The sequence below is a fragment of the Corynebacterium sp. KPL2830 genome (assembly GCF_040225635.1).
Taxonomy (GTDB): domain Bacteria; phylum Actinomycetota; class Actinomycetes; order Mycobacteriales; family Mycobacteriaceae; genus Corynebacterium.
In genome coordinates this window covers 24,065-44,705 of record NZ_JBEHFR010000021.1, presented here as the reverse complement: position 1 = coordinate 44,705, position 20,641 = coordinate 24,065, and the positions used below count along the sequence as shown (strand labels likewise).

Annotated in this window: 22 protein-coding genes; 9 read left to right on the top strand and 13 right to left on the bottom strand. The window is 58.7% G+C overall.

What is annotated here, in order from left to right; all coding sequences use genetic code 11:
* Positions 1-291: 291 nt before the first annotated feature.
* Genes ABRP87_RS08375 through ABRP87_RS08365 form a run of 3 tightly spaced genes read right to left on the bottom strand, consistent with a single transcriptional unit; the run spans position 292 to position 2,443 of the window.
* Positions 292-1,272 carry a hypothetical protein gene (locus ABRP87_RS08375; RefSeq protein WP_349868321.1) on the bottom strand — a complete coding sequence of 327 codons (981 nt, stop codon included), beginning with the start codon at positions 1,270-1,272 and terminating at the stop codon, positions 292-294.
* On the bottom strand, positions 1,269-2,072 hold the full coding sequence (locus ABRP87_RS08370; RefSeq protein WP_349868320.1) for an ATP-binding cassette domain-containing protein: 804 nt from the start codon (positions 2,070-2,072) through the stop codon (positions 1,269-1,271). Before ABRP87_RS08370 ends, ABRP87_RS08375 begins: the two co-directional genes overlap by 4 nt.
* Positions 2,069-2,443 carry a GntR family transcriptional regulator gene (locus tag ABRP87_RS08365; RefSeq protein ID WP_239269621.1) on the bottom strand — a complete coding sequence of 125 codons (375 nt, stop codon included), beginning with the start codon at positions 2,441-2,443 and terminating at the stop codon, positions 2,069-2,071. Before ABRP87_RS08365 ends, ABRP87_RS08370 begins: the two co-directional genes overlap by 4 nt.
* A 208-nt stretch (positions 2,444-2,651) precedes the next feature.
* Here ABRP87_RS08365 and ABRP87_RS08360 point away from each other — a divergent pair, with 208 nt between their 5' ends.
* A complete protein-coding gene (locus tag ABRP87_RS08360; RefSeq protein ID WP_239269620.1) occupies positions 2,652-3,827 on the top strand; it encodes an NYN domain-containing protein in 1,176 nt (391 codons plus the stop codon).
* On the opposite strand, the gene ABRP87_RS08355 is transcribed toward ABRP87_RS08360, so the two are convergent.
* Together ABRP87_RS08355 and trxA are read right to left on the bottom strand one after the other, a co-directional pair.
* Positions 3,824-4,561, bottom strand: coding sequence for a PspA/IM30 family protein (locus tag ABRP87_RS08355; protein WP_239269619.1), 738 nt, complete (start codon positions 4,559-4,561; stop codon positions 3,824-3,826). The two genes, ABRP87_RS08360 and ABRP87_RS08355, sit on opposite strands and share 4 nt — an antisense overlap.
* A 91-nt stretch (positions 4,562-4,652) precedes the next feature.
* On the bottom strand, positions 4,653-5,024 hold the full coding sequence (gene trxA / locus ABRP87_RS08350; protein ID WP_023024472.1) for a thioredoxin: 372 nt from the start codon (positions 5,022-5,024) through the stop codon (positions 4,653-4,655).
* Positions 5,025-5,143: 119 nt separating this feature from the next.
* On the opposite strand from trxA, the gene ABRP87_RS08345 reads away from it, so the two are divergent.
* From ABRP87_RS08345 to ABRP87_RS08330, 4 genes are read left to right on the top strand one after another with little or no spacing between them, the layout of a single operon-like run.
* Complete coding sequence (locus ABRP87_RS08345) at positions 5,144-5,344, top strand: heavy-metal-associated domain-containing protein (RefSeq protein WP_023024475.1); 201 nt, start codon at positions 5,144-5,146, stop codon at positions 5,342-5,344.
* Between the two features lie 9 nt (positions 5,345-5,353).
* Positions 5,354-7,549, top strand: a complete 2,196-nt coding sequence (locus ABRP87_RS08340; RefSeq protein ID WP_349868319.1) for a heavy metal translocating P-type ATPase — start codon at positions 5,354-5,356, stop codon at positions 7,547-7,549.
* Positions 7,550-7,552: 3 nt separating this feature from the next.
* Positions 7,553-8,854, top strand: coding sequence for an MFS transporter (locus ABRP87_RS08335; protein ID WP_349868318.1), 1,302 nt, complete (start codon positions 7,553-7,555; stop codon positions 8,852-8,854).
* A 28-nt stretch (positions 8,855-8,882) separates the two neighbouring features.
* Positions 8,883-9,347, top strand: coding sequence for a VanZ family protein (locus tag ABRP87_RS08330; protein WP_284630582.1), 465 nt, complete (start codon positions 8,883-8,885; stop codon positions 9,345-9,347).
* A 5-nt stretch (positions 9,348-9,352) separates the two neighbouring features.
* Here the strand turns inward: ABRP87_RS08330 and dnaB are convergent, their stop codons facing one another.
* From dnaB to ABRP87_RS08290, 8 genes are all read right to left on the bottom strand, one after another.
* Positions 9,353-10,786: a replicative DNA helicase gene (dnaB, locus tag ABRP87_RS08325; RefSeq protein WP_349863285.1), complete on the bottom strand. Its 1,434-nt coding sequence runs from the start codon at positions 10,784-10,786 to the stop codon at positions 9,353-9,355.
* A gap of 462 nt (positions 10,787-11,248) precedes the next feature.
* Entirely contained in the window at positions 11,249-11,701 is a 453-nt protein-coding gene (rplI, locus tag ABRP87_RS08320) for a 50S ribosomal protein L9 (RefSeq protein WP_349868317.1), read from the bottom strand.
* Between the two features lie 48 nt (positions 11,702-11,749).
* Positions 11,750-12,301: a single-stranded DNA-binding protein gene (locus tag ABRP87_RS08315; RefSeq protein WP_349863287.1), complete on the bottom strand. Its 552-nt coding sequence runs from the start codon at positions 12,299-12,301 to the stop codon at positions 11,750-11,752.
* Positions 12,302-12,350: 49 nt separating this feature from the next.
* The gene (rpsF, locus tag ABRP87_RS08310; RefSeq protein WP_023016353.1) at positions 12,351-12,641 is read right to left on the bottom strand and encodes a 30S ribosomal protein S6; all 291 of its coding nucleotides are present in this window, start codon (positions 12,639-12,641) and stop codon (positions 12,351-12,353) included.
* 122 nt (positions 12,642-12,763) lie between these two features.
* Positions 12,764-12,952, bottom strand: a complete 189-nt coding sequence (locus ABRP87_RS08305; RefSeq protein WP_349868316.1) for a hypothetical protein — start codon at positions 12,950-12,952, stop codon at positions 12,764-12,766.
* The gene (locus tag ABRP87_RS08300; protein ID WP_349868315.1) at positions 12,949-14,340 is read right to left on the bottom strand and encodes a glycosyltransferase family 87 protein; all 1,392 of its coding nucleotides are present in this window, start codon (positions 14,338-14,340) and stop codon (positions 12,949-12,951) included. Before ABRP87_RS08300 ends, ABRP87_RS08305 begins: the two co-directional genes overlap by 4 nt.
* 16 nt (positions 14,341-14,356) lie before the next feature.
* Complete coding sequence (locus ABRP87_RS08295) at positions 14,357-16,615, bottom strand: transglycosylase domain-containing protein (RefSeq protein WP_349868314.1); 2,259 nt, start codon at positions 16,613-16,615, stop codon at positions 14,357-14,359.
* A gap of 75 nt (positions 16,616-16,690) precedes the next feature.
* Positions 16,691-17,065, bottom strand: a complete 375-nt coding sequence (locus ABRP87_RS08290) for a DUF5318 family protein (RefSeq protein WP_023024493.1) — start codon at positions 17,063-17,065, stop codon at positions 16,691-16,693.
* A 116-nt stretch (positions 17,066-17,181) separates the two neighbouring features.
* Between ABRP87_RS08290 and ABRP87_RS08285 the strand changes: the two genes are divergently transcribed.
* The 4 genes from ABRP87_RS08285 to ABRP87_RS08270 all read left to right on the top strand — a co-directional run bounded on the left by ABRP87_RS08285 (position 17,182) and on the right by ABRP87_RS08270 (position 20,366).
* Positions 17,182-18,270, top strand: a complete 1,089-nt coding sequence (locus tag ABRP87_RS08285) for an inositol-3-phosphate synthase (RefSeq protein ID WP_349868313.1) — start codon at positions 17,182-17,184, stop codon at positions 18,268-18,270.
* A 54-nt stretch (positions 18,271-18,324) separates the two neighbouring features.
* Positions 18,325-18,819, top strand: coding sequence for a MarR family winged helix-turn-helix transcriptional regulator (locus tag ABRP87_RS08280; protein ID WP_239269609.1), 495 nt, complete (start codon positions 18,325-18,327; stop codon positions 18,817-18,819).
* A 94-nt stretch (positions 18,820-18,913) separates the two neighbouring features.
* Entirely contained in the window at positions 18,914-19,885 is a 972-nt protein-coding gene (locus tag ABRP87_RS08275; RefSeq protein WP_349863298.1) for a universal stress protein, read from the top strand.
* Positions 19,886-19,895: 10 nt separating this feature from the next.
* Positions 19,896-20,366 carry a hypothetical protein gene (locus ABRP87_RS08270; protein WP_349868312.1) on the top strand — a complete coding sequence of 157 codons (471 nt, stop codon included), beginning with the start codon at positions 19,896-19,898 and terminating at the stop codon, positions 20,364-20,366.
* Positions 20,367-20,641: the final 275 nt, after the last annotated feature.

Below are 20,641 nucleotides of genomic sequence, written 5' to 3'. Positions count from 1 at the left end.
GGCCAACAGACCAATCAACACACAACCATGCACACAAAAATAAAAAATAAGTACATTGGCACACTATTGAGTTCTCAGACATCGTCACCACACAACAGCTACATACTCAAAAGCATGGAACTCGTTGCGAGTAAAAAATTGTTTTTGTCAGGGCCTGTTTTCCTATCGCCGCTGCAGCCAGAGACAATGTCTTGTCTCTGTGGGGCGCTGTCGGTCGCGCTGACTCGTATTAAGTTACACACCGCTTTAAAGTTTCACAAACTTGCTGGTCAGCACGGATTTCAGACACTTCTATTTCATGCCAAACCAGCCCGCAAGGCCTTTCTCCCACAGGCTGCTTATGCGGCTTGCGTATATCGGCAGGGTTGCGGCCCATACGGCGTAGATGCCGAGGCTTATAAACATCCCCACCGCGGCCGAGACATAGCCTTGGACGAAAAGCCAAACCAGCGGTGCGATACCGAGGAGGTACGCCACAAAAACTCCAAGAGTCCTCTTCTCTAGGAACTCGAGGTACGTAAGACCAGGTACGGTGACGGCCGCGATTGCGGTGATGCCGGCGGCGACCTCGATTGTGTTCCCCCAGAAGGAAAGGGCTAAGCCCACGGCGGCACAACCAAGGACGAAGATGAGCCCAGTCGCTGCAGTCATGGTCGCCCAGCGGCGGCGCGTGCCGCCGAGCGTGACATAGTCCCTGAGCGTATCCCGCAATATGCCCATGGTTTGGCTGAGGAAAAAGGAGAAGAGCACCCAAGCAATGAAAGCGATGAATTCCATCGGTTCCCACAGCGTGCTCATTAGCGAAAGCACAACGTTGATGGATAAAAATACGACGACCATCAGCCGCATTCGGACCTGGCGGCGGTATACAGCCTGTGCGTCGAGCGTCGGCGGGAAACGCCCAAGCTTGGATGCAATTCCCAAAGGGGTCGTCGAGTACCCCGTCCTGGTTGGGGTTGGTTTGCGCCACAGTGCCCATGCCAATGCCGCCGCATAAACGGCCAACGCCCACCAGCCCTGCCGTGCAGCCGTTCCTGCCATGGCTACAACAGCAAAAACCGTGACGATAATCCGGCGGTGTTCATTCCATATCTGTGAGCTCAAGCCAAGTACTTGGTACTTATCAAAACTGGGTTGATACGTCAGGATGGGCACAAGGGGCAAGAGCAAGGTGACAGTTCCCCACTTTTCGCCAAAAAGTACGGGGTAAAGCGCGATGAAGAATAGGACTGTAACCCAAACCCATTCCGTTGTGTGCCATAGAAGTTTCATGACTGCTCCTCCAATGATCGGACAGCCTTTTCAAGTGATACCTCTGTTACCCGGAGGTGATGTTCGTTGGCATAGCGGAAGACGGGATCGGGCGAGGTAGTGCGGGCATCGACAAGCACCTGGTCTCCCAGGCTGGTTGAAGCGCGCTCCAATACCGGCAGGTCCAGTGCGGAAATGGCCGCGGAGATCACTTCTTCGGGCCCGCTGATTTCCAGGAAAGAATCGACAAATTCGTCTACGGGGCCGCTAATGGGGTGCTCCCCCATGAGGGAAATGGTGTCCAGTAAGCCCTCTATCTCGTTGAGGTGATGGGTGGATACCACGATGGTGCGACCGTGTTCTTCCCGGAGGACCTGGTAAAAGAGTTCGCGCCGCGGCAGGTCGAGGCCCAGATAAGGCTCGTCCAAAAGCATTATTTCGCAGCCAGAGGCAACGGCGAAAACAAATCCCAACGCCGATTTCTGCCCGCGGGAGAGCGCGGAATACGCCTTATTTGGGATGTCAAAGCGCGCGATGAGGTCGTCGTATCGCTCCGCATTCCAGTTGGGCCATCGGGCCTGGCCGACGGCACCGAGTTTCTTGCTACCCCACGAATCCGGCAGCGGATTGTCGATGCCCATGAGGATTACCCGGTTGAGCACGGATTGGTTATCAAAGGGCTGGCGGTCAAAGACCGTGATGCGGCCGGATTGAATTTGGCCGGCGATTTTTCGCAATAAGGTGGTCTTGCCAATTCCGTTGCGGCCGACCAAGCCATGGGTAAGGCCTGCGGAAAAGGTGAAATCGCGGGTAGTAATCATGAGTACATTCCTCTGCTTTCTGCAACCCGATCGAAAAGGTCATGGAGCTGGGCGCGGTTGTAGCCCAGGCACACTGCTTCATCGACAAGCGGGGCCATATACTCCGCGGCAAAGTCGCCTCGCCTGCGCTCGCGGATGGCACGCGAAGCACCCTCGGCCACAAACATGCCGATGCCCCGGCGCTTTTCCAGCACCCCTAAGTCCACCAAGAGGGTGATCCCCTTTCGCGCGGTTGCGGGGTTGATGTTGTGGAAATCCGCCAACTCATTGGTGGAAGGCGCCTTATCGCCCTCCGCCAGAGTGCCGTCCACAATGGTGTCTTCCACCAAGGACGCAATCTGCCGAAAGAGCGGCTGCGTGGAGTTATCCATCATCACCTTCGGCTCGTTAGTTACTTAGTTAGTTGTGTAACTAACCATATAACACGCTTGCCGACGCCGCAATGGTCACCGAAATCTTTTCATTTGCGGCCAATATGCTGGGAATTAGCGAATTGTGATCGACGTTTCGGGGTGAATAAGGCACACTGGAGGTAACAAAGAATTTTATTTAGAACAATTAGAACGGAACTTAGGAGCCATGCTTGAACGCACACTTGTCTTTGTCGATACCTCATACCTGCTCGCGAGCTTTTATAACTCCTGGGAAACGGGGGCTCGCGCGCAGCTAGAAATCGATCTGCCCGAGGTGGTCAGCACCATGGGCGGGATGATCGAGGAGCAATTAGGCAACCCGATTCAGCGCCAATACTGGTACGACGGAATCCCGGATACCGGTCCACACCGCTACCAACGCGCCCTTCGCACCTGCGAGGGCGTGCAATTGCGCACAGGGCAACTCATTGAATGGGGTGAGCGACGCACCCAAAAAGGCGTCGACACTCGGCTCGTGGCCGATATGGTCATGGCCGCTATGAAGAACCAGTTCACCGATTTCGTTCTGGTCAGCGGCGATGCTGACATGATCCCCGGCGCGCAGACCGCCGTGGACAATGGCATCCGCGTGCACCTGTACGGCTTTGGCTGGGATTCCATGTCCGCAGCGCTGCGCCATACGTGTGATTCCACCACCATCTTGGATCCGCGCGAGGACTTCGCGGATTCCATGGAGCTACAGGTCCTCGAAGGCCCGCTTCCCCCGGTGGTGCGCGATACGGCGCAGAAGGCAGAGGGAGCAGAAGAGGAGCTTCCAGGCACCGAGCACTGCGACGAGTGCGAGGAGCCCTCCGAGGTGGAAACCGCATTCGGCACCCCGGAAAAGCCCACGCCGGCGCCCGCCCCAAAGCCTGCGCCGCCCCAAAGCGCACAGCAGGCCGCAACCCCAGCCCCACAAGAGCAGGAAAAGCCCTCTGCAGAAGCGGAGAAGGGCCCTGCCGAAGAGGCCGAGGCTACCGATCAAGCAGCACCAAAGCCTGCGCCGAAACCGTCAATGATGGCACCGCGGCGCAAGCTGCGCTCGAAGTACGTCCCGCTGCCAGAAGAGGTCTGGAGCTCTGCTGGGTTCCAGTCCCCATTCGATGTAGGCCAGCAATACGCATCGTGGTGGTTTGATAATGCCGCCAACTCAGAGCAGCGCGACCAAGCCCACTTACTGTCTGGCGGCGGATTGCCACCGGAGATCGACCGCCCGCTGCTACAGTTCGCCTGCGAAACCCTGCATGAATACACGCTGACGGAAACCCAGCGCGTGAACTTGCGCGATGGGTTCCACTCAGGGATTCGCGGCGTGCTTATTAATATCCGCCGCGAGAATTAATCCCCGGATTCGATTTCCTTCTTCTTGGCCATATCGGCGCGCAGCGCATCCAGCCGCGCGCTGGCCTTCATGTCGTTGCCGGCCGCTTGAATCTCACTCATGCGGTCGCCGCCGGTTGCCTGCTGCAATTCTTGTGCACCAAGGGCATCGGCGTAGCGCTTTTCGATCTTGGAGCGGACGGAATCCAGGCTCGGCACGGAATCATCGGGCTTGAGCTCGTTCATGGAATCGAGCGCTTCCGCGTTCTTCTCCTGCATAGCAGCCTGATCCGCCTGCGCTTCTAGCTGGCTCACCTGGGCCAACTGCTCCTTCAGGCGAGCCTCGGATTGTTTTTGCTGGTTCTTGGCCTGTTCAGCCGCCTGCTCCGCCGCCGCGTACTGCTGCTTGACGTCTTCCAGTTCCTGTTCCACCGCAACGAGCTGAGAGGCCACTACCTCAGCGGCTTGGTTGTACTCGTTCGCCTTCTGCGGGTCCTCGGCGGAATCCGCAAGCTCCAGTGCGCGCTCGGTCTGAGATTGGTAATCCTGCTGGGACTTCACCAGGCGGTTCATCTGCATTTCCAACTGAGACTTGTGCCCGATGATCTCTGCCGCATGATCCGAGATTTCCTGGTGCTGTTCCTTGGCGGCCTTGACCGCCTGCTGGATTTGGACCTTTGGATCGGCGTTCTCATCAATCTTTTGATCGAGAGAACTCATCACGTACTTCCAGCCCTTGCTGAAGGGGTTAGCCATCACTATCTCCTTTGGTCATAAAAAAGACGCTTTCTAGCGAGTTTAGCGATACTCACCAGAAAGCGCCGTGGAAGCTCTGAAAATTCAGATTCTATGCCTGCTGTGCGTTCTGCTCTTCAACCTGGCGGCGAACGTCAGCCATATCAAGGTCCTTAACCTGCTTGAGCAGATCCTCCAACGCTGCGGGCGGCAGTGCGCCGGCCTCGCGGAATACGAGGATGCCATCGCGAAAGATCATCAGGGTAGGAATGGACTGAATCTGCAGCGCGGAAGCAAGGCCCTGGTTTGCCTCGGTGTCCAGCTTGGCAAAGGTAGCATCGGTGTGCTCCTCGGATGCCTTCTCGTAGACAGGGGCAAAGCGCTTACATGGGCCACACCAGTCCGCCCAGGCATCGACAAGCGTAATGCCTTCGCCGGTTACGGTCTGTTCAAAGTTCTCTTCAGTGACGTCGATAGTAGCCATACTCGTTGTAACTCCTTTACATTGTGGTTTATTCCCCACCGTACCTAAATCTCTTCCTTGCTAGATACCCCGAGGGGGTATAACATGGAGACATAAGCAATCGAGAAAGGATGATAGTCATGGCAACGAAGAACTACACCGTAGAAGGAATGAGCTGCGGACACTGCGAAATGTCCATCCGCGAAGAGGTAGGCGAAATCGCCGGTGTTGAGGAAGTTTCTGCAGACCACACCACTGGCGCTGTGTCTGTTTCCGGTAGCGATTTCACCGATGAGCAAGTAGCAGCTGCCGTAGCCGAAGCCGGATACACCCTTAAGTAGGCGAATACTATGTCACACGTTGATCTCGGGGTCTCGGGCATGACTTGCACGTCCTGCTCTTCCCGGGTAGAACGCAAGCTCAACAAGGTAGACGGCGTGGAGGCGAGCGTTAACTTTGCCACCGAATCCGCCTCTATTGAGTTCGATCCAGAAACGTCCACGGCCGCGGATCTGATCAAAGTCGTGGAAGGTGCAGGATACAGCGCCTTCGATATGTCTGGCAGTGATGACGCCGACCAGGGCGGGGACGCAGACGCAGAAGGCACGCCGGTTGATGATGCCCGCGCTGAAGAACAGCAGAGCCTGCTGCGGCGCACCATCATCTCCGCGGTATTGTCTGCTCCCATCATGGTCGTCTCCATGGTGCCTGCCCTGCAGTTCCAGAACTGGCAGTGGGCCTGCGCCATGCTGGCCACCGTCGTCTTCATCTTTGGTGGCGCCCCCTTCCACTCCGCTACGTGGACCAACCTGAAGCACGGCTCGTTCACCATGGATACCTTAATTTCCATGGGCACTTCGGCCGCATACCTGTGGTCCCTGTACGCGCTATTCTTTGGCAACGCCGGCGAGCCCGGCATGACCATGAGCATGTCGTGGTCCTCCAGCTCGGCCGAGATGGACCATATCTACTTTGAGTCCGTGGGAATGGTCATTACCTTCCTGCTCCTCGGCCGCTGGTTCGAGGTCAAGGCCAAGGGACAATCGTCCGAGGCGCTGCGCACCCTGCTGTCCATGGGTGCGAAGGAAGCCTCCGTGCTGCGGGATGGCAAGGAAAAGCGCATCCCCATCTCCCAATTGCAGGTGGGCGATGTCTTCGTTGTGCGCCCGGGCGAAAAGGTTGCCACCGATGGTGAGGTCGTCTCCGGCAATTCCGCCGTGGATGCCTCCATGATCACCGGTGAATCCGTCCCGGAAGAGGTGGGCGTGGGCGATACCGTTACCGGCGCCACCATTAACGCTTCCGGCAAGTTGGAGGTCAAGGCCACCCAGGTGGGCGAGGACACGGTCCTTTCCCAAATGGCCACCTTGGTTACCAACGCACAGGCCTCCAAGGCGCCCGTGCAGCGCCTAGTGGACCGCATCGCGCAGGTCTTCGTTCCGGTAGTTATCGGGATTTCCGTCCTCACGCTGCTGGTACACCTCATCTTTGGCGGCGTGGCGCCGGCGTTTATCGCCGCCGTCTCCGTGCTGATCATCGCCTGCCCTTGCGCGCTGGGCCTTGCCACCCCAACCGCCATCTTGGTCGGCACGGGGCGCGGTGCGCAGCTGGGCTTGCTCATCAAGGGCCCGGAGATCCTCGAGTCCACCAAGCAGGTCGATACCATCGTGATGGATAAGACCGGCACGGTGACCGCCGGGGAAATGTCCGTTACGGCCGTGCATGGCGATGTCCTCGATTACGCCGCCGCCGTCGAACGGAACTCCGAGCACCCCATCGCCCAGGCTATTGCCCGTGAGCGCGACGTGGAGCCCGGCACCGATTTTTCCACCAGCACCGCTGGCGTGGAAGCAACGGTGGATGGGGTGCGCGTGGGCGTCGGCAAGCCGCGTGGAGACCTAGGCCAATACGCTGAGGCCTTCCGCGAGGCAGAGACCGCGGGCGCTACCCCGGTGGCGGTGTACCTAGACGATGACCTCGCTGGGCTCATTGAGGTCCGGGACACCGTCAAGCCCACCTCCGCCGAGGCCGTCCAGCAGATGAAGAAGCTGGGCCTGACCCCGCACCTGCTGACCGGCGATAATGAGGGCGCGGCCAAGCGCGTGGCAGAGGAAGTTGGCATCACCGAGGTCACGGCTGGCGTGATTCCGGAGGAAAAGGTCGACGTCATCAAGAAGCTGCAGTCCGAGGGGCACAATGTGGCGATGGTTGGTGACGGCGTCAACGATGCCGCGGCCTTGGCCCAAGCGGACCTTGGCTTGGCGATGGGCGCCGGTACCGACGTTGCCATCGAGGCCTCCGATATCACCTTGATGAATGGGGACCTGCGGTCTGCCGCCGATGCCATTCGCCTATCCCGCCGCACGCTGCAGATCATTAAGGGCAACCTGTTCTGGGCCTTTGCCTACAATATTATTCTCATCCCCGTGGCGGCCTTTGGCCTGCTCAACCCGCTATTTGCCGGCATTGCCATGGCATTGAGTTCCGTATTCGTCGTCTCTAATTCCCTGCGTCTCCGGAAATTTTCTAGCCAGCGCTATGATTAGCGCATGCTCAGCCGCAATGAACGATTAGACCGGCTTCCGGTCACCAGCAAACACAAGCGCCTACTCTTGGGCTCCGGCCTAGGGTGGGCGCTCGATGCTATGGATGTCGGGCTCATTTCCTTCATCATGGCCGCCCTGGCCGTGCATTGGGATTTGAGCAGCACCCAAACCTCCTGGCTCGCCTCTGTTGGCTTCCTCGGCATGGCTCTGGGCGCGACATTCGGCGGGCTCCTTGCGGATAAATACGGCCGCCGCCACATCTTCTCCCTCACCCTCTTGGTCTATGGCCTGGCCACCGGCGCTTCCGCCCTGGCCGGTGGGCTGACCATGCTTATCATCTTCCGCTTCATCGTCGGGCTGGGCTTGGGCGCGGAGCTGCCGGTCGCCTCCACGCTCATCTCCGAGTTCTCGCCGCGCCGCATCTGCGGGCGCATGGTGGTCCTCCTCGAGGCCTTCTGGGCGCTCGGCTGGATCCTCGCCGCGCTCATCGGCACCTTCATCGTGGGCGCCGGCGAAAACGGCTGGCGCTGGGGTTTTGCCGTGGGTCTCATCCCCGCCGCTTATTCGGTCTACGTGCGCCTGGGCTTGCCGGAATCGGTGCGCTTCCTCGAGTCCAAGGGCCGCCACGAGGAGGCCGAAGAGATTGTGGCGTCCTTCGAAGAGGCCGCCGCGGGCCAGCGGCTTGACGATGCCCACCCAGAACCCACCGCCTCCACCGAGACCTCCATTTGGGGGCCGGGCCTGCGCCGGCGCACGGCGGCGCTGTGGACCATTTGGTTTTGCGTCAACTTCTCCTATTACGGCGCCTTCATCTGGATTCCGTCCCTGCTGGTTGCCGATGGTTTCTCGCTCGTAAACTCATTCAGCTTCACCCTCATCATTACCCTGGCGCAGTTGCCGGGCTATGCCACCGCCGCCTGGCTCATTGAGGTCTGGGGCCGGCGAATCACCCTCGCCGTGTTCTTGGTCGGCTCCGCCGTCTCCGCCGGGCTCTATGGAACCGCAAGCTCCGAGGTATTCATCATCATCGCCGGGTGCCTGTTGTCCTTCTTCAACCTCGGCGCCTGGGGTGCCCTGTATGCCATTGGTCCGGAGCTCTACCCCACCGCGCTGCGCGGTCGCGGTACGGGCGCCGCGGCGGGTTTTGGCCGCATAGCCTCCATCGTGGCACCGCTTATTGTGCCGCCATTGATCGCGGCGACCGGTGCTGGATTCCTCTTTGTGTTATTTGCGGCCGCATTCGCCATCGCCGCCGTAGCGGCATTTACTTTGCCTGAGCTGAAGGGTGAGGCCCTTGCTCGATAAATTAGCCCTAAGCGCCTGGATAAGCGTCATGGTGGCACTGACCACCCTGAAGGCCTTCTTCCAGATCGGTTACCTATGGAAACCCGAAAATCAACGCGTCCGCGAGCTCCATTTAGTTCCCCTCGATGAATTCTCCGGTAATAGTTGGTTCGCCCCGCTTTTTGAATACGCCGGTAATACCGCCTTCTTCATCCCCTTCGGGCTCCTAGTATTTACCCTTTGCCGTTCCGTAAAAGTATCCACGGCCTGGGGGTTCGCGCTGAGCTTAACGCTAGAGACGGCCCAATATGCCTTCGCGCTGGGCCGCACGGATATCGACGATCTGCTGTTTAATACCCTCGGCGCGCTCATCGGTGCAGCGATCGCCTACTGGTGCGGCCAACGCTTCTTCCCGGTTTGGCGGTGGCTCTCTCTGGCCGCGGCCGCGGTCTTTATCGTGTTGGTGATTCTAGGTCCCCGATTAGGAGACCCCGCCGCCGTCGTGGACCTTTAATCCTTTTATCCGTGCGCCATGTTGACGAACTTGGAGTAGTGCAGCTGGTGGGCCACTTGCACGGTGTCAATGGGCCCGCCGCGGTGCTTGGCCAAGATAATATCCGCTTCACCGGCGCGCTCGTTATCTCGGTCCTGCGAGTCTGGGCGGTAAAGCAGCATCACCATATCGGCGTCCTGCTCCAAGGAACCGGACTCACGCAGGTCAGCCAATTGCGGCTTCTTATCGTTTCGGGCTTCAGGTCCACGGTTCAGCTGCGAAATGGCAATCACCGGCACCTCAAGTTCCTTGGCCAAGAGCTTGAGCTGGCGCGAAAATTCCGACACCTCTTGCTGACGTGACTCTACCTTTTTGCCCGAGGACATCAGCTGCAGGTAGTCCAAAACGATGAGGTCGAGGCCATGTTGCTGCTTGAGCCTGCGGGCCTTGGAGCGGATCTCCATCATCGTCAGGTTTGGGGAATCATCGATGAAAAGCGGCGCATCTTGAATGCGGTTAAGCGTGTCATCGATCTTCGCCCAGTCTTCCGTGGACACCCCGCCACTGCGCATATCGGTGAGCTTGACCTCGGATTCCGCGGAGAGCAGGCGCATCACGATCTCTGAGGCGGACATTTCCAGGGAAAAGATGACCGAGGACTTGCCATGCTGCAGCGAGCACGAGCGAATGAAGTCCATCGCTAGCGTGGACTTACCCACACCGGGTCGCGCCGCCACGATGATCATCTGGCCTGCGTGCAAACCATTGGTGAGCTTATCCAGATCAATAAATCCTGTGGGCACACCCAATTCAACGCCGCCAGCCTGCTGCAGCGCCGCCAACTCATCAATGGTCGGGTCAATCAGATCCCCCAGCACGCGGTAGTCCTCGGCGGTTTTGCGCTGGGCGATGGCAAAAACTTCCTGCTGGGCCCGGTCGATCACCGATTCGATCTCAGCATCCTCCGTGCCCGAAAAGCCCAGTTGGACCACGCGCGTACCGGCATCCACTAGCCGGCGCAGGACGGCCTTTTCCGCCACGATCTCCGCGTAATAGCGGGCGTTGGCAGCGGTGGGAACCGTAGCCAAAAGCGTGTGCAAGTAGGGCGCTCCGCCAACGCGCTCAAGGTTATTGAACCTATCCAACCGCGAGGAAAGGATAAGCGGGTCAATGTCTTGGCCCGCTGCATAAAGGTCCAGCATCGCGCCATAAATTAGCGCGTGAGCCGGATAATAAAAGTCATCGGGTTCGAGCTCTTCAATAACTTCCATGACCGTATTGGGGCTGAGCAGCATTGCACCCAATACGCCTTGCTCGGCTTCCCGGTCCGATGGCGGCTGGCGATACTCTTCATAACGCTGCGGTTGATCCTGTCGGTACCGCGGCCGGCGCGCTACGGCGTTATCCGGCGCAGGTGGTTCCGGTGGAAGCTGTTCATCATCAAAACTTGCGTTGGTCATGTGTTCCCCTTGGTGTCCGTGAAGCGACCTAGCGTAACGTTGTCCAAGTGTAGACGAGGGCCTGGACACTACCCGCCTGGGCATAACTTCCACAGTTATCCACAGGGGCTTGTGGAATTACCTGGTAGGCCGATCCTTGCATTTCATTTACCGAGGTCACGGGTGTGGATAACTCAACACCGCCCTGACCTGCAGCGATAATAACCGCTGGTCAGAGCCGTTATTTGCTAGTGTGAAAATTCCCACAGCGTAGCGGAAAATAGGCCGTGACCAGCGGTAAAGTCGTGACAAAATCGTGGTGTCCCCGAACCCTGAATTCCACATTCATCCACAGATTTTCACAGTTATCCACAGGCCAGTTGGGTAGGCAAAAGGCCCCAGGAATTCTCCACCTCACATAGAGAATTCTTGGGGCCTTAAGCCGTGCTGTTGTCTTTGGGTCTGTGGACCGTCGAGCGCTGCTTAGGCAGCGACGACCGAGAAGTTCACCTTGCCGAGCACGTCAGCGTGCAGCTTCAGCTCGACCTGGTAGTTGCCGGTCTTCTTGACCAGGCCCTTGGACATATCAACGATACGCTTATCCAAGTTAGGGCCACCGGCCTTGGAGACGGCCTTGACAATGTCTTCTGCGGTAACGGAACCGAAGAGCTTGCCGGAAGTGGAGGTCTTAACCTTGACCTCAACGTTCGTCAGCTGCTCAAGCTGGTTGCGGACCTCGCGTGCGTGGTCCAGGTCGCGAATTTCGCGAGCTTCCTGGGCGCGCTTGATGCCCTCAATCTGCTTCTCAGCGCCGCGGGAAGCCACGATAGCCAAGCCGCGGGGAAGCAGGTAATTACGTCCGTAGCCGTCCTTAACCTCAACAATTTCGCCAGCGGCGCCGAGGTTCTCAACGGCAGCGGTGAGGATCAGCTTCATGATCCCTGCCTTTCAATTGAGTTAGTTGAATAGTTGCGGGTGACAGACTTAGAACGGGGGTTCAGAATCAGCGCCTCCGAAGCCGCCAGCGGGCGGTGCGGAGTTCCACGGATCCTCTGCAGGAGCCTGGTTCTGCTGCTGCGACTGCTGCTGTTGTTGTCCTCCAAAGCCGCCCTGATTATTGTTATTCGAGCGCTGCTGCTGGCCGCCGCCATAGTTGCCGCCGCCCTCACGGGGATTGCGGTTTACCTGTGCGGTGGCGTAGCGGAGCGACGGACCGACCTCATCGACGTCGATCTCAAATACAGTGCGGTTTTCACCCTCGCGGGTCTGGAAGGAACGCTGCTTCAAGCGGCCGGTAACGATGATGCGCATGCCCTTGCTCAGGGTCTCGGCGACGTTCTCCGCCGCCTGGCGCCATACGTTGCAGGTCAGGAACATAGCTTCGCCGTCTTCCCACTGGTTCGTCTGCGAATTATAGCGACGAGGCGTGGAGGCGACGCGGAAGTTAGCTACCGCCGCACCCGCTGGGGTGAAGCGAAGCTCGGGGTCAGCAACCATGTTGCCCACCACCGTAATATTGGTATCTCCCTGTGCCATGTCTTTACTCCTTATCGGTTACGTGGATTGTGCCTGATCCCAGTATCCGCTATTTGCTGTCGGTGCGCAGAACCTTGGTACGCAGGATGGTGTCGTTCAGGTTCAGGCGGCGGTCGAGCTCGGAAACCGAAGGGTGCTCGCACTCCAGGTTAACGACGGCGTAAATGCCCTCTTCCTTCTTCTCGATGGGGTATGCAAGGCGACGCTTGCCCCATACATCGAGGTTCTCAACCTTGCCGCCGTCCTTGCGGACGATGTCGAGGTACTTATCTAGGGACGGGGTTACGGTGCGCTCATCCTGATTAGGATCCAGAATGATCATGACTTCGTAGTGACGCACGGACCTCATCACCTCCTATGGTCTAGTCGTTTTCGGCTGCATCACCTTTGCGGATGCAGCAGGAGGGTACGTTGCGTCAAGCAACCCCACCACAGTACCGCATATGACCGGCGAAAAGAAATCTATCCCGTCGTGGTGGCGGCAAAAAAGATAGCACACGTCGCAGGGATGATGGTGAGAAAAACAATGGCGAGGACGCCCAAGATGATGGGCCCGCGCCTATCTTCCCGGTTATGAAACAGCCAAAAGGCAGCCATGACGCAGATAAAGCCCAACAAGATCGACACCATGCCGATTAAGGTCACAATCATTGAAATACTCCCGCCAATGGGTCGCGGCCCGTATGCGCAGCACGCACTTTATCTTCCGTGTTATTCCACATTTGCCGCAGAACAATCACCGCCATGGCGATAATGAATCCATCGCGCACGAGGATCGCCATGTCCAAAAGCTCGTGGGGAATGCCCTTATTATCAATGCCGAGCATGTGCCACATAAGTAGGGGCCATACGAGGGCATCGGCAAGCGCCCAGCCCAAAACCAACCGCCAACGCGGCACGGCCAAGGCCGCTGGGACCAGCAGCCAGAGCGAATACTGCGGGGACCATACCTTATTGACCAGCAGGAAAGCCGCAACGATGAGGAATACCAACTCCGCCACCCGCGGGGTAAGCGGGCTGCGCCAGCCGGCCAAGGCAATACAGACGCACAAGAAGATGAATGCCACGAGGGAGAAGGTATTCAAAAAGTCCTGGCTGAAAGAAATGCCCGAATTCCGGCTAATCAGTGCATACAGGGTGGTCCATTCCGCGCCGCGCTCCTGGTTCAAGCGGAAAAATTCCGCCCAAGCCGCCGGGTATTTCAAGGCGACGGGAAGGTTGACCACGAGCCACGCGGCGGCCGTAGCGACGGCGACCTTGGCAAAAGCGTCCCAGCGGCGATTGCGCCAGGCAAGGACGAAAAACGCACCAAGCAGGAATACCGGCCATAATTTGAATGCGGTTCCAAGGCCGATGAGGATGCCGGCGAGCCAGGGGCGGTGGCGGCTAATGGCCAGCAGCGCGCCGACGGCAAAGGCGATGGCAGGTATATCCCAATTGCTAAAGGCATGGATGATAATCAACGGGCTGGCGGCCACCAGGATGGTGTCCCACGTGCGATTTCCCACCAAAAGGTAGACCATGTAGATGACGCCGACCCAGATGCAGGCCATGACCATGGCGGTTAGCCCAAAGTACCAACCAGCGGCGGGCACCCCGGCCCACTCCACGAGCCCATAGGTATGGCGCGCAATCCAGCCCATCAGGCCCTGGAACATGCCCGCCAATACCGGGTATTCCATGTAGCGGGTCAGGCCATCTTCCTGCCAGGAAAAGGCGTAGGGAAAGCCCGGTTGATCTAAACCGCGGCCTTCATACAGCGGGACGATGTCGTTATAGCAAAAAGAGGTGTACTGGCGGTTGGCGGACCAATCCAGGTTGATGGTGCCGTCTTCGCCGCGAGTACCAGCAGCGCAATTTGCCTTGGTTAAGAACCCGCCGGCTAAGAAAACCCAGGCTACCGCGATCAACGCGCGCAACGGGGTCCACCACTGCGCGCGGCTACCCCGGGCAAAGCGTCCCCTCGGCCCGCCCAGGAACTCGATGACGCCCCGCGCCATCGGTTCGTCTGCTGCGGACAAGCGCTGATCTTGGCTCACGCGTACCGCTCCTTGCTTAGCCTAAGAGGTCAGCCAGGCCGCCTTCGCGGTCAAGGATGTCATCTAAAGACGGAGCTTCGGGTGGGGCCGGCTCATTATTGCCGCCGCCGTTGCCCCGGTTGCCACCGTTACCATTATTGCCTCCCTGGGTCTCCGGCTGCTGCGATGGGGCATCGCGACCCGCTTCCGGGCTTTCCGCAGGTGCTGGGCTGGTCTCTTCTTCAGGAGCGCCATTTTGCGCTGGACCAGTGTAGTTCTGGGTACTTTGCCCGCCGGCGCTACCACCTGGGTTGTAGGCCGGAGCGCCACCGCCGGCAGAAACCGTGCCGAAGCGTACGGGGTAAGCAGAGGGGAATTGCTGGAATTCCTGGTCCGCCAAGGAGTTATCCAACACGGACTTCCAGATCTTCGTCGGTGCGCCCGCACCGTACATGATGCCGCCATACTGATCGAAAATGGCAGAGGTGTTATCGGCCGTACCGACCCACACGGCGGAGGCAAGCTGCGGGGTGGCGCCGACCATCCACGCATCCTTATTAGTTCCCGAATCACCCAGCTGGGTCGTACCGGTCTTGGATGCCGAAGCACGTCCGCCCGCCAGCGAGCCGTTGGACCATGCCGCCACCGGCCCCATGGCCTCAAGGACGTTATTGGCCACATTGGCAGAAACGCGGCGCTCGCCCTCATCGTCTGGGTGTTCATACAGAACTTCACCGGCGGCATTTTCTACGCGCTGCACAAAGTGCGGGTTGTGCCAGACGCCCTGGTTCGCAAGGGTAGACATCGCGGTTGCCATGTCCAGCGGACGGGACTGGTACTGGCCCAAGACCACGCCTTCGAAAGGCTGCTTGCCGTTTTCGGTCAGCGTCTCTTCGATACCCGGCAGCGAGCGAGCAACGCCCAAGGCGTGGGCCATATCCGCGGTGTCCTGGGTACCGTTCTTCAGATCGCTCTGCAGGCGCAAGTAAGACGTGTTCAGGGACTGCTTGGTGGCCTCGCGCAGGTCGCATACGCCACAGCCGCCGCCCACGTTGGTGACCAGATCGGAGCCCGGCAGCTGGTACGGCGCCGAGGAGTAGTTGGTATCCAAGCTAATGCCCTGCTGCAGTGCAGCGGCAAGCGCCATAATCTTGAAGGTCGAGCCGGTCTGTAGCGGCGAATTGGCGTAGTCCCAACCGTTGGAATCATGCCCGCCAAAGTAACCGCGCACCGCACCCGTCTTCGGGTCGATGGTCACGGAAGCTGCGCGGGCGTCTCCTTGCAGCGGCGCCAGCTGGTCATCGACTGCCTGCACCGTATTGTTTTGCACGTTCATATCAATGGTGGTGGTAATGCGCAGGCCGCCGGTAGAGACCTGATTTTCCGTAATTCCTACCTCTTCAAGCTCGCGGATGACCTGGTCCTTAATGTGGCCATTAGCACCCGGGGCTTCCGTATATGCCGAATACTCAGAGGGGTCGCGGGTCTCCGGGAAGACCATTCCATCGCGCTCTTCCTTGCTGAGATCGCCCATGTCCACGAGGCCGTCAAGAACGTAGTTCCACCGGTTTTCGGAACCTTCCTGGTTCACGCGCGGGTCCAGGCCAGAAGGCGACTGGATAAGACCGGCGAGCATGGCGCCTTCCTCAGGGGTGAGGTCCTTGGCGTCCTTATCAAAGTAGGCGTTGGATGCAGCCTGGATGCCGTAGGCATTGCGGCCGAAGTAGACCGTATTCAGGTAGGCGTTGAGGATGTCCTCTTTTTCCCACTCGTTGGTCATCTTGATGGAGTAGATGAGCTCGCGCGCCTTGCGCACGTAGGAGTATTCGTTGCCCACCAGGGTGTTTTTCACGTACTGCTGGGTAATCGTGGAACCACCACCGGCGGTGTCATTGCCGGTGACCTTACCCAGCACCGCGCGGCCCAAACCGGTGAAGGAAAAGCCGGAGTTATCCCAGAAGTCGCGGTCCTCTGCGGCGAGCACGGAGTCCTGCACAAAGACGGGGACCTCATCCAAGGTCACGTGCGTGCGGTTGCCTTCCGGCGGAACCAAACGCGCCAACTGGGTGTCGTTATCGGAGGCATAGATGGTAGAGACCTGGTTATTGGCCAGCTCTTTGGGCTCCGGAACGGTGTATTGCGAATAGGCATACGCAAAAAGGCCTGCAGGCAGTGCCACAAAAACCACTAGGAGAGCCACAACGACCCACGGCCAGATGCGGCGCTTTTTGGGTTCTTCGCCTTCTTTACGGCGGTCCACCTTAGTGGACTCGCCAGTAGATTCCTTCTCGGTCACTGATTCGTGTCCTCATTCATCCCTGGTAACAATCTAAATAATTGCAGCTTACTGCCTAAGGCGGTGCGTCGAAAACTAACACGCGTTAAAAGCCGTTGCAGAACGCAACAAATGATTCCAGCGGCAGTGCCGGCAGACCTCCACCTCGTGCACGGTAAATTCCAGGCCTTCGCCGACAAATTCCGCTATTTCTTTCTCGCTGCGGGCGCTCCCGGCGCGCCGACCCAGGCTCTCGCCGTACACCCACCGGGTTAGGCGCAGGTTCTCCCCGCAGACCGGGCAAGGCTTATCCATGGTGCGCCCGTGGTGCTCGGCGGCGGCCCGGAGGAGGAAGTCCGCGTCACACACCTCATCGCGCCCCAAGTGCCCGGCGCGGTATTCGCGGACGTGTTGGGTGCGCTCCCATTCGTGGGAAAGCTCGTGCTTAAAGGCAACGGAATTCACCCGCATTATCTTAATTTCCTCTTCTTGATCGATCCATATGCCGTCGTGCTACCACCAGGCATAATTTCTGGCCTAACGTTGCGCAGGCACCACACAGCAACGAATTTATAAAGGAGCATAGTGTGTCTGACAAAGTAAAGGTCGCCATCGTCGGCGTCGGCAACTGCGCCACATCCCTTATTCAGGGCGTGGAGTTTTATCGCAACGCCGCAGCAGAGGAAAATATTCCTGGCCTGATGCACACCCAGTTCGGGCCTTACCACGTCGGCGATATTGAGTTCGTCGCGGCCTTCGACGTCGATGGAGACAAGGTGGGCAAGGATCTTGCGGAGGCTACCCGCAGCTCCCGCAACTGCACCATCACCATCGCAGACGTCCCAGACCTCGGGGTCACCGTTCAGCGCGGCCCCACCATGGATGGCCTGGGCCGTTACTACCAGGAATCCATCACGGAATCGGATGAAGCTCCTGCCGATGTCGCAGCTGCCCTCCGCGAGGCCGGTGCCGAGGTTGTTGTTTCTTATCTGCCGGTTGGTTCCGAAGAGGCGGATAAGTTCTACGCCCAGGCCGCTATCGAAGCTGGTTGCGCATTCGTAAACGCCCTGCCGGTCTTCATTGCTTCTGACCCAGAGTGGGCCAAGAAGTTTGAAGACGCCGGCCTGCCCATCGTGGGCGATGACATCAAGTCCCAGGTTGGCGCCACCATTACCCACCGCGTTATGGCGAAGCTTTTTGAAGACCGCGGCGTGCGCTTGGACCGCACGATGCAGCTCAACGTGGGCGGCAACATGGACTTCAAGAACATGCTGGAGCGCGAGCGCCTGGAATCTAAGAAGATTTCCAAGACCCAGTCCGTGACCTCCAACGTGCACAATTCCCCTATTGCTGGCAAGCGCGCAGACCGCAACGTCCACATTGGCCCCTCGGACTACGTGGAGTGGCTGGATGACCGCAAGTGGGCCTATGTCCGCTTGGAGGGTTCCGCATTCGGCGAGGTCCCGCTGAACCTGGAGTACAAGCTCGAGGTCTGGGACTCCCCTAACTCCGCAGGCATCATTATCGATGCCGTCCGTGCCGCCAAGATCGCCTTGGACCGCAAGGTTGCCGGACCGGTACTTTCCGCTTCCTCCTACCTGATGAAGTCCCCTCCAGTGCAGAAGGGCGACGATGTCGCGCGCAATGAGCTGGAAGATTTTATTAAGGGAAGCTAATTTTTTCGTCGCGATACTACCGCCAGACGGTAGGGCACGATAGAATTTAGTTCTATGACGCAACACCATGATGAGACGGACCCAACGAAGTCCCCGTCCAACTACGAGGACGCGGTAGAGGTAGCGCGGGACATCCAACCGGCGCTCAATAAGTTAATTCTTATTTTCCAGCGCACTGCAGAGGGTTCATCGCTGACTACCTCGCAGGTCTCCATCATGAACCAGTTGCGCTTGCGCGGGCCTTCCCGCGTATCCACCATCGCCCAGGCGGAGCTTATCCGCATGCCCACCGCGTCCAACGCGCTCTATCAACTAGAACGCCGCGGGTTCGTGGAACGCCACCGCGATGAAGAAGATCGCCGCGGCGTGCTGGTCGCGCTCACCCAACTGGGCGAGTCCGAATTGGCCATTGTTTCCGGGCAACGCGCCGCGGCCCTTGCGGAGATTATGCGGTGGCTCGAGCCCGAGGACTTGGCCACCGCGCGCGAGATGGGCGCGGTCATTTCCAAGCTTGCGGATGTCTACCGCCCCACCATGGATAGCGAGTAGCGAGCTTACGGCCACATGCAATTTTAGTTTTGCGGTCGCAACAGACGATAATGAGCTTTAGTACTCATTAAGCTTTCGCATACTTATTCATTCTATGGGCAAAAAATCTAACCAACCGCTGCTGCCGACCCTGCATAAAGGCTCGGCCAAAGAGCCGTTGCGCATCCTCATTTCGTGGAGTCCTTCCTCTTCCGGTACGGAACCCCTCGACTTCGCCGCATGGCTATCGCGCACCGCGGTGATAGAGGTGCGCGTTATTTCCACGGTTTTCCAACCGTGGACCACGACGTCCTTGTCCAAGCTAGGCGGGAAATACAAGAAGTGGTTTAAAGAGCAAAAGCAAGCGTGCGCATCAGCCACGGCTGCGGCCCTGACGGAGGCAGGTATCCCGGAAAAGTACTGGGACGATACGCCCTCCGTGCTTGTCGATGGCCCTTCCCGCCCCCAGCTTCTTACCGAGATGGCCCAGGATTTTCAGGCCGATCTCATACTTTTAGGCCCCAACCAGGCCGCGCCCAAGGGCCGCTTTTTCCCCAGTTCAACTGCGGATACCCTCCTGCACTACTCGCCACAATCTTTAGGGCTTATCCCGCGCAAGGCCAAATTATCGAAACACGGCGTGACCCGCTTTAATTTTGTCATTACGGAGCGCGGTGACCGTGCGGATAGGGAATTATTGGGTGCAGCCGCGCTGGCGGATCGCTGGGATCTACCCCTGCGCATCTTGGCTTTCTCAGCGAATGACCTGCTGAATTCCCCGTCGAAGGATAAAAGCGATATTGCGCTAAAGCTCACCGCCGAGTGGCACGAGGATTCGTTAGCAATGCTCGACCGGGCTCGCGACCGCATCCAAGATGCTTACCCGGAGCTCGAGGTCTCCTCTGAGATCGGTTCCGGGGCCGGGTGGTCCGGTGCCGTTGATTCACTCAAGTGGAAAAAGGGCGATCTAATGTTGATGGCCTCTACCCCACAAGGCCCCATCGCGCGGGTCTTTTTGGGTTCTAACGCAACCGAGTTGCTCCCTCATATTCGCGTACCGGTACTCATTCACCCCGCGACCGACTAAGCTTTGATGTATGAGCTCGCGCCCAGAGCACCCCGAAACCGACCTGACGACCGACGCCGATTATGCCAACCTGCGCCGGCCCGAGCCGCAAAGCTTCGATGATTTGGCAGACGAGCCCGATCCCGTCGAGGTAGCCGCCGCCAACCGGCGCTCCACACGCCAAGCCGTCTGGTACATGGTGTCCGTGCTGATCATCTCCGCGCTATATGGCTTCGGCGTCGCGCTCTTTTCGCGCCTTACCGGCGGCCCCCTGTGCGAGGACGGCACCGCAAGCTGGCTATGTACCGAGGGCCAAAGAAACTTCTTTGCCATCTCCACCATGATCATCCCACTGCTGGGCATGATTGGCTGCGCGATCATTATGGTGCGCAAGCTGCGCCGCTACCTGCGCTGGCGCAGCTGGATGGCGATCTTTTGGGTGGTGGCCTTCAACTTCATGATTTGGGCCATCAGCGATATTCAGCTTTTTCTGGTGAACTAGGCTTCCGCATAGAATATCGCACCCACCTTATCGCGGAGGTAACCAGGCGCGCGGTTGCGTCCGCTAGTATGGTGTATCTGTAACCCGTGGTAAGCCTCGTGCCGGTGCACAATAAGGCGCGCATCACGGGTACGAAGTTCGCGACCGGCTAGCAAAGTTAGGAGCCGTCTCATCCAAATGGGTATTTCCCAGTTCTGGAGCTGCCAAAAAGGAGTATTACATCAGTGGCGAAGGTGAGCTTCTATTCAGAAATGGACTAGAAGAGCTCCAAAACT